Genomic DNA, 9,113 nt, shown 5'->3' with positions numbered 1-9,113 from the left:
ATAAACTCAAACATTTTAGAAGAGTGGCAACACGATATGATAAACTTGCTCAATCTTTTTTATCGTTCATTTATATTGCTGCAACCGCCCTTTGGTTAAGATAAATGTCGACAGAACCTAGTACGACGTTCACTGAATCATGTTCTGTGAAAATGAAAGTGTATCGTTCAACCCGCAAGAATTTTGCCTGCGGTCTACTCGTTTGGTATCGGCACTGCACCTATTTCTTTACTTCTTCCTGCCGGATTTAGTTAAACCCAAGGCAGCCATAATGAACCGCGTAAATTCGCGCACAAAAGAGCGAATAATTTGCCTAAACAATGTATTTTTGGATAATGTTTCAAGAGTAGACGTTTCTTTCGCAGGCTTTGTACCAGGAAGCCTTTCATCCTTCTGGAAATTGTATTCACTTTTCCTTTTCTGCAATACTTCCATTGCTGATTCGCGCTCCATTCTGCGGTCATATTTTTTCACCAAATGCGATTTAGCAACAAGTTGTACTAATTCTCCCTCCTGCAAAGGGCCCATGCGTGATTGCGGAGCTCGTATCATGGCAGCTACCAGGGGGGTGGGTTGTCCATGCGCATCCAGGGCTGAAACCAGGGCTTGCCCAATCCCTAGGGAAGTCAGCAAATTCGCAGTATCATAAAAAACGGTGGAAGGAAAATTTTCCGCGACCAGTTTTATTGCTTTACGATCCTTGGCGGTGAAGGCGCGAAGAGCATGCTGAATCTTAAGACCCAATTGGCTTAAAATGGCTTCAGGTATATCTTCAGGACTTTGTGTACAGAAAATCAATCCAACCCCTTTGGAACGAATTAGCTTCACGATGATTTGTAATTGCTCCAACAAAGCTTTCGATGCATGGCTGAAAATCAAGTGAGCTTCATCAATAAAAAAAACCAGCTTTGGCTTGTCCACATCGCCTATTTCCGGGAAAGCAGCATACACCCGGTTTAGCAGTCCCAGCATGAAGGTTGAGAATAATTTTGGCTTATCTTGAAGATTCATCAACCGCAGGATGGAAATAACGCCCGCCCCCTGCAGAGTCGTCTGCAGTAGATCGCGTACTTCAAACGAAGGTTCGCCAAACAACTCGTGGCCCCCTTGAGCTTCCAGTTCAATAATTGCGCGCAGAATCGATTTGAGAGAAGCAGGCGCCAAACCGCCATAATTAGACTCAATCTTTTCTTTCCCTTCGCCCTGGGCATAACTCAGTAATTGCTTGATATCAGACAAATCCAGCAACAAGAGCTGATTATCCTCGGCATATTGAAAAAGGATGCTGATGATGCTGGTTTGCGTTTCATTTAAACCCAGCATCTTGGCAAACAATATAGGTCCGAATTCGGTGAGTGTTGCTCTAATCTTGACACCTGGCTGCCCCCCCATTGCCAATAACTCCACGGGGTAGCCTGTTGGTTTGTAATCAAGCCCCAACAGCTTCTGCCGGTTTAAAATACTTTCACTCCTTTCGCCAGGTACAGCTAAACCACTTAAATCACCTTTGATATCCATTAAAAAAACAGGAATACCTTGAGCTGATAATTGCTCGCTAAGCATTTGGATGGTTTTTGTCTTGCCTGTCCCGGTTGCTCCAGCTATTAAACCGTGGCGGTTAAGGGATCGGAGAGCAATATTTAATTTTGGTGCATTTATCAATACATCATTATGTAAAATGCCGCCAATACAGATGGTATTAGGGGAAGCAGCATAAGATTTTATGGACTTGATAAATGGGTCGGGCATGACTTCTCCATGTCTGTTTAATTAATAATGGATGGGCCATTACTGCATTATTCTTTTAAGCCCATGACATCGTATATAGTAATAGGCGAATCTATGCCTTTGACTTTTACCCGTAAATGACCATGCAAATCGATTTTGCCAGCTACTTCCTGATAAGTTGCTGCAGAAATCAGAATCTGTCCGCCTAGCGTTAAATCTTGAATTCTGGATGCCAGATTGACCGAAGAACCAATAGCACTATATTGCATCCGCTTTTCAGAGCCTATGGTGCCTACAATGGCATATCCAGTATTAACTCCTATTCCCATCTGCAATGCCGGAAGATTGTTTGTTTTATTGATGGAATTTACCCGAGTCATTTCTTCCTGCATGTCTAAAGCGCAAGCGATTGCACGCTTGGCATCATCTTCGCCAGAGTAAGGTGCGCCAAAAAGAACCATGATGGCATCACCAATAAACGAGTCAATGGTGCCATTATATTTTTCGATAACATCTACCATATGCGCATAATAATTATTCAACATGCTGACGATTTTATCCGCAGGATAAGTTTCTGCCAGCGGGGTGAAATTGCGAAGGTCGCTGAACAATACGGTGATTTTACGCTCTTCGCCGCCTACTGTTAATTTTTGTGTGGATTCCAGCAACTTGGAAACAATTTCATCCGACATAAAACTGCTAAACGCTTTGCGGATAAAATTATTCCGTAGTGCCAGCTCTTCATTCTTTTCCCGAATCATTTTTTCTAACTTTGAAATATCCAGTAAAGTCAGTTGATCTTCAGCTAAAGTGGCCAAATCCTTGAGCAATTGAATTTGATCTGCATCTAAATCCCGCGGGATCTGGTCAGACACACACAAAGTCCCCACATTAAACCCTTGTATGGTGGCAAGCGGTATTCCTGCATAAAAACGCATATGAGGCGTATCCAGCACCAAAGGACTATTGCAAAAACGGGTGTCTTGGGTTGCGTCGGTTACAATTAAAGGAGTATTTTGCTGGATAGTATGATGGCAAAATGAAATGTTTCTTGGGGTTTGCTTCACCGATAACCCCTGACTTGATTTCAACCATTGGCGCTCCCTATCAATGAAAGCAATGTAGGCAATGGGTGTGGAAAAATATTTTGCGGTCAGTCTGATTATCCGATCAAAGCGTTCTTCCGGGGGCGTGTCGAGGATTTTTAATTCATATAACGCCGCCAGCCGATGTTCTTCGTCTAAATCCAAGGGGTTATCGTTCATGCTTGATCCATTTGGAAATACTATACTTCTTCTTTAACAGTATAGTATTTGCACAAGAACATGACAGTTGGCGCTTTCAACCGAGCTATTTGGTGCCGCCTACAGTTAAAGCATCAATTTTTAAAGTAGGTTGCCCGACACCGACCGGCACTGATTGTCCTTCTTTCCCACAAACCCCTATGCCGCTGTCCAGAGCCAGATCATTTCCAATCATGCTGATTTTTTTCATTACCTCAGGTCCGTTACCGATCAAAGTAGCACCTTTAACCGGTTTGGTAATACGCCCTTTCTCGATAAGATACGCTTCACTGGCCGAGAAAACAAATTGACCCGAGGTGATATCAACCTGCCCGCCACCGAAATTTACCGCATACAAGCCTTTGTCCACCGAGCGGATTATCTCGGCAGGATCATGCGATCCCGCTAACATATAAGTGTTGGTCATGCGCGGCATGGGCACATGCGCATAAGATTCCCGCCGGCAATTTCCTGTAGGCTGCATGTTCATTAATCTTGCATTTAACTTATCCTGCATGTAATTCACCAGCACCCCATTTTCAATTAACGTGGTGCATTGGGTTGGAGTACCTTCATCATCTACCGTTAAAGACCCACGTCTATTAGTTAGTGTGCCATTATCAACCACCGTAACTCCTGGAGCAGCAACCTGCTGGCCCAGACGGCCTGAAAATGCAGACAACCCTTTGCGGTTAAAATCGCCTTCAAGCCCATGCCCCACCGCCTCATGCAATAATACTCCAGGCCAGCCGGGCCCTAATACTACTGGCATAAGACCTGCCGGCGTTTCCTCGGCTTCCAGATTGACCAAAGCCTCACGTACTGCTTCCCTGGCATAATGCAATGCCCGCTCTTCTTCCAGGAAATAGGAATAAGCTACCCGGCCACCACCACCTGAGCGCGCAGATTCACGCCGTCCATTCTGCTCCACGATAACGCTCACATTGATACTGACTAAAGGCCTTATATCCGCGATCAGCTGCCCATAAAGCCCCGCAATCATCACCACTTCATAGCAAGCACTTAATGAAGCATTTACCTGAATCACGCGAGGATCCAAACGCCGGGCTTCCCGATCAATGGATTCTAATAAAGCAATCTTCTCTTGTTTCGTCATACCGATAATGGGATTTATACTGGGGTAATGCATAAGCGAAGAAGAAGACACTTTTACTGGTTGTGTATTTTTCGTTTTATTAAATGCAATAGACCGGGCCGCATCCGCTGCACGTTCCATGGCAGGAAATAAAATATCATCACAGTACGCATAACCTGTTTTTTCATTGCTTACCGCACGAATTCCAACGCCGCGGTCAACCGAGTAACTGCCGCTTTTAACCTCAGAATCCTCTAAATACCAAGATTCATAACTGCAGCTTTGAAAATAGAGATCGGCATCATCGATGTGCTGATTCAACATCGAGCGCATCAGTTTTTCAATGTTTGATTCATCAATTGCAGCCGGTTTTAACAGTATATCTTTGGCAAGGGCCAATGTCGGTGCTTTCATATTGTTTACCTGTGTAAGTCATTCTGAGTCAATACGTGATGTTCATGACACGGAAACTGCTGACGCAATTGCCGTATCCGTGACAAATCAATGTCAGCCACTACTATCCCTGCTTCGCGCTTTTGCTGGGCTAGAACTTTGCCCCAAGGTTCTACAATCATGCTGTAACCATAAGTTTCCCGCCCGTTTTCATGTTGCCCGCCCTGATTGGCTGCTAATACATAACATAAATTTTCAATGGCGCGAGCACGCAACAAAATTTCCCAATGGGCTGCTCCTGTTGTTGCTGTAAAGGCAGAAGGAACAGAAAAAATTTCAGCACCGTTTACTCGCAATTGTTGATATAACTCAGGAAAACGTAAATCATAACACACACTAAGGCCAATGCGTCCCACAGGAGTTTCTACAACCACCACGTCATCGCCTGGCTCCACAGTGAGCGACTCTCGATGCGCTTCATTGGCAGAAACCCGTACATCGAATAAATGAATCTTGTCGTAGCGAGCTTTGCATTCCCCTTGCTCATTGTAAACAAGACAACTCGACCGCACGCGCGCTTCTGCAGATTGGATTGGCATGGTACCTGCAATAATCCACATGCCATATTTTCGCGCCAAACGGCTTATGGTTTGCTGGATTTCTCCGTCTCCATAGCGTTCAGCAATGTTGAGTTTGTCAGTTTCATGCTTACCCATGAAAGCAAAATTTTCTGGCAAACTTATCAATTGCACATCTTGCGCATGCGCTTTTGCCAATAATTCAGAAACTTGACTTAAATTAGCACGGACATCAGCGCGGGAAACCATCTGCGCCACAGCTACACGACCCATAAGCAACCTTATTAATAAGCTTATCTTATAAAATATAGTTATTTTATAACCAATAACAGCCCTAAACCGCTGCAACTTTTAATTTTTTTAACAAGAGAGAGGCTTGTCAGTTAATTAGACCACAGCTAGACTTGAAAAGTCGGCAAACAATCCTCATTTATGCTAGAATTGGAATATAAATAATCTGGAGTTACTAATGAACAGAAACGACGTTTCCGTACTAAGCCGCAGAACTGAATCGGTGCTTGCGACTAACAAAGTGTTGCGAAACACTTACTTATTATTGGGTATTACCTTTGTATTTAGTGCTGTAGCTGCCTATGCTTCGTTTGCATTAAATGTAAGACATATGAATCCCTTACTCTTTCTCGTGGGAGCTTATGGTTTAATGTTCTTGACGAATGCGCTTCGCAATAGCGCTTGGGGAATATTAAGCGTATTTGCCTTCACAGGATTTATGGGTTATGCCCTAGGTCCCATCCTTAATTTTTATATAGCGAACTTTTCAAATGGCCCGCAATTGGTTGCAACCGCCTTAGGTGGCACAGGATTGATATTTTTCGGGTTATCTGGTTATGCATTAACTACGCGTAAGGATTTCAGCTATTTAAGCGGCTTTTTGTTTATCGCCGTCATGGTGGCGCTGCTGGCGATGATTGCCAACTTCTTCTTCCAAATCCCTGCCTTGTACTTGGGTATCTCCGCTGCTTTTGTCCTTATTTCTTCCGGAGTGATTTTATTGCAGACCAGTGAAATTATTCATGGCGGTGAAACCAATTACATTTCAGCAACCGTGACTTTATTTGTATCAATATACAATTTGTTCATTAGCTTGCTGAATTTGTTGAGTGCTTTTTCAGGGCGTGATAATTAACCATCTTTCCTACAATAAAGGCGGCCTTTGAGCCGCCTTTATTGTTTTTGCCCCCAGCATGCACCGCAACGAAATAATTGCGCTAAATCGTGTACCGATTTGTTAAATTTTCTGTTTAAATTGAATACTTCTCGTTTCTCCTGATAATACACCCCCAATGGGACCGGATAGTCAGGGAAATGCAGACGGGCCAAACGCATCGCTGCTATAAAATCGGAAGAGTCATGAAGGTATGAATTGGGCTCCTGGCTTGGGCAACGTTCAAGGCATTCGCCTTGCAGAGTTAATGCCCACTCCTCTGCAGCGCCAAATACCAGCGGCCTGCCATCCTCGAGAAGCACCGTATTTTGCGCCCGATTGGCTTTCAGAGCAAATTCATCGAATGCCCCATGGTTAAATATATTACAATCTTGGTAAATTTCTACGAAAGAGCAACCGGAATGTGCATAGGCTTTTTTTAAGAGCTCAGCCAAATGATTCGGATCTTTATCAACAGCACGGGCAACAAAAGTAGCGCCCGATGCCAAAGCCAGGGCTAACGGGTTAACCGGTTGACTGGTTACGCCATGGGGAGAAGTTTTTGTAATTTGCCCTTTTTGTGAGGTGGGTGAAAACTGTCCTTTGGTCAAGCCATAAACCTGATTGTTTACTAACAAAATATTAAGGTTAACATTGCGCCGTAGGCAATGAATGAGGTGATTGCCGCCAATACTTAAAGCATCCCCATCGCCCGTGATAACCCAAACACATAAATCATCGCGCAGTGCTTGCAAACCCGTTGCAACCGCTGTGGCACGCCCATGGATGGTGTGTAAACCATAGGTATTCATATAGTATGGCAGTCTGCCTGCACAACCTATTCCCGAGACAAAAACATGTTGCTCCGGCGGCAGATCCAATTCAGGGAGTACGCGCTGTAAAGCAGCCAAGATGGCATAGTCACCACAACCTGGGCACCAACGTACTTCATTATCATTGGTAAAGTCTTTACGGTTGTATTTTGTTTTGTTCATAGTTGCTTCCAGTAGAGATCATTATGAAGTCTCTTTTTCCATCTCTAAAACCTGATTAATGGCTTCCAATAAATAACTCGTCGTAAATGGCTGGCCATTGCATTGACTGATTGCACGGGCGTCAACTAAATATTGTGCACGCAGCACTTCGCATAACTGCCCTGTATTTAATTCTGCAACTAACACATGCTTGAACTCTTTTATAATAACAGCCAATTCTTTAGGCAGTGGATTTAACTGGCGTAAATGAACCAGTGCCATGGGTATGCCTGCGGCTTGATAATGCTCTAGAACGGATTTAAGACTGCCATAAGTACTGCCCCAACCCATGAGCAGCACAGAAGCTTCTTCGTCTCCTTCTATGACCAGATCAGCATATTCTCCAGCAATATTGGCTACTTTTTGTGCTCGTAAAGCCACCATGTGCTGATGGTTGGCTGCATCATAACTAACCTGCCCCTGTTCTCCCTGCTTCTCCAATCCGCCGAGCTGATGAATAAAACCAGGGGTGCCGGGAATATTCCAGCTGCGGCTTAAGCGTTTATCCCGCTGATAAGGTTTTGCAAAGCGATTAAATTCCAACTTCGGTATAGGCAATGTTTCAGCATCTGGAATTTTCCAGGGTTCTGCGGCATTGATAAGATAGGCATCCAGTAATACCACCACGGGCGTCATATACGCCGTGGCTAGCGTAAACGCTTCAATGATGGTAGCGAAGCAATCAGCTGGTGATTTAGCTGCTAAAACGGGCAAAGGCGCCTCCCCATGCCGACCATACAATGCTTGCCGCAAATCGCTTTGTCCCGTTTTTGTTGGCAGCCCGGTCGATACTCCGGCGCGTTGCACATCCACGACCACTAACGGTAATTCAGCAGCCACCGCCAAACCTAAGCTTTCGCTTTTCAGATCAAATCCGGGACCTGAGGTGCATGTTAACGCCAGGCAACCGCCAAAAGCCGCACCAATGCAGGAACAAATGGCTGCGATTTCATCTTCGGCTTGCAACAGTTGTACCCCAAATTCAGTTAATTTGGCACATTCTTGTAAAATGGCAGAAGCCGGTGTAATTGGATAGCCTGAAACTAATAAAGGAGTTTGGGTATGCGTTGCCAAAGCGGCCAATGCCAAGGAAATGGCTTCAACACCAGTAATTTGTCGGTATTCGCCGGGCAGACGCTCGATTTGACCTAACTCATAATGTTGCCGGCTAAGTTCCAACGTCATGGCGTAATTGTATCCTGCCAACAGGGTTTGGGCATTCGCTTTGGCAATTTGAGGATCTTTAAATTTTTGGGTAATGAACGATAGACAATGGTCAGTAGATAAATCAAAAAGCCAAAGCACCAACCCAAGCACATAAAAATTTTTGGCTTTTTTAGCCTGGGTGTGGCTAATATCCAGTCCTTCGATCGCTTTTAAGGTATTGCTGATGAGAGGAAGCGACAAAATTTGATAGTGCTGGGTTTTATCGTTTAAGAAATCAGGGCTTAAACCAGCTCGTTCCCAATCTTTAGGCTGCAGGCTATCCTCATTTAAAATTAATAATCCGCCATGATTTAAATACTGCAGAGAATTTTTTAACGCGGCAGGGTTTAATGCGACCAACACATCAAGCGTCTCTCCTGCTGTAAAAATAGCTCGGTCAGCCATGGCAAGCTGAAAGCCGGATACTCCGGCGACAGTTCCGGCTGGGGCACGGATTTCGGCAGGGAAATCGGGTAAGGTACGGACATCATGGCCTGCCAAGGCAGCAGTGATCGTTAACTGCTCACCGACCAGCTGCACCCCATCTCCCGAATCCCCGGTCAAGCGGATAATAATTGCATCAGTCATTTACTCATCTCTTGTAAGTTACTGAAAATGTCCTTTTAACTT

At 44.6% G+C, this 9,113-nt stretch carries 7 protein-coding genes and 1 pseudogene; 2 read left to right on the top strand and 6 right to left on the bottom strand.

Annotation, left to right across the window (positions count from 1 at the left end):
- Positions 1 to 104 (top strand): annotated as a pseudogene (locus tag ELY11_RS09265) (IS5/IS1182 family transposase); the annotation flags it as partial.
- Between the two features lie 124 nt (positions 105 to 228).
- Here ELY11_RS09265 and ELY11_RS09260 read toward each other — a convergent pair.
- From ELY11_RS09260 to ELY11_RS09245, 4 genes are all read right to left on the bottom strand, one after another.
- Entirely contained in the window at positions 229 to 1,749 is a 1,521-nt protein-coding gene (locus tag ELY11_RS09260; protein WP_127033221.1) for a helicase HerA-like domain-containing protein, read from the bottom strand.
- A gap of 47 nt (positions 1,750 to 1,796) precedes the next feature.
- Positions 1,797 to 2,993, bottom strand: a complete 1,197-nt coding sequence (locus ELY11_RS09255; protein ID WP_126953865.1) for an adenylate/guanylate cyclase domain-containing protein — start codon at positions 2,991 to 2,993, stop codon at positions 1,797 to 1,799.
- An 85-nt stretch (positions 2,994 to 3,078) separates the two neighbouring features.
- Complete coding sequence (gene tldD / locus ELY11_RS09250) at positions 3,079 to 4,521, bottom strand: metalloprotease TldD (RefSeq protein ID WP_127033219.1); 1,443 nt, start codon at positions 4,519 to 4,521, stop codon at positions 3,079 to 3,081.
- A 5-nt stretch (positions 4,522 to 4,526) separates the two neighbouring features.
- The gene (locus tag ELY11_RS09245; RefSeq protein ID WP_127033217.1) at positions 4,527 to 5,351 is read right to left on the bottom strand and encodes a carbon-nitrogen hydrolase family protein; all 825 of its coding nucleotides are present in this window, start codon (positions 5,349 to 5,351) and stop codon (positions 4,527 to 4,529) included.
- Positions 5,352 to 5,547: 196 nt separating this feature from the next.
- On the opposite strand from ELY11_RS09245, the gene ELY11_RS09240 reads away from it, so the two are divergent.
- A complete protein-coding gene (locus tag ELY11_RS09240) occupies positions 5,548 to 6,225 on the top strand; it encodes a Bax inhibitor-1/YccA family protein (protein ID WP_126953868.1) in 678 nt (225 codons plus the stop codon).
- 38 nt (positions 6,226 to 6,263) lie between these two features.
- On the opposite strand, the gene ELY11_RS09235 is transcribed toward ELY11_RS09240, so the two are convergent.
- Together ELY11_RS09235 and ELY11_RS09230 are read right to left on the bottom strand one after the other, a co-directional pair.
- Complete coding sequence (locus ELY11_RS09235; protein ID WP_126953869.1) at positions 6,264 to 7,238, bottom strand: 2-oxoacid:ferredoxin oxidoreductase subunit beta; 975 nt, start codon at positions 7,236 to 7,238, stop codon at positions 6,264 to 6,266.
- A gap of 21 nt (positions 7,239 to 7,259) precedes the next feature.
- Positions 7,260 to 9,071 carry a 2-oxoacid:acceptor oxidoreductase subunit alpha gene (locus tag ELY11_RS09230; RefSeq protein ID WP_127033215.1) on the bottom strand — a complete coding sequence of 604 codons (1,812 nt, stop codon included), beginning with the start codon at positions 9,069 to 9,071 and terminating at the stop codon, positions 7,260 to 7,262.
- Positions 9,072 to 9,113 lie beyond the last annotated feature (42 nt).

The sequence above is a fragment of the Legionella septentrionalis genome, assembly GCF_003989745.1.
GTDB classification, from domain to species: domain Bacteria; phylum Pseudomonadota; class Gammaproteobacteria; order Legionellales; family Legionellaceae; genus Legionella_A; species Legionella_A septentrionalis.
Note: the sequence above shows the minus strand (reverse complement) of the source record. Positions and strands in the feature narration are given on the sequence as shown.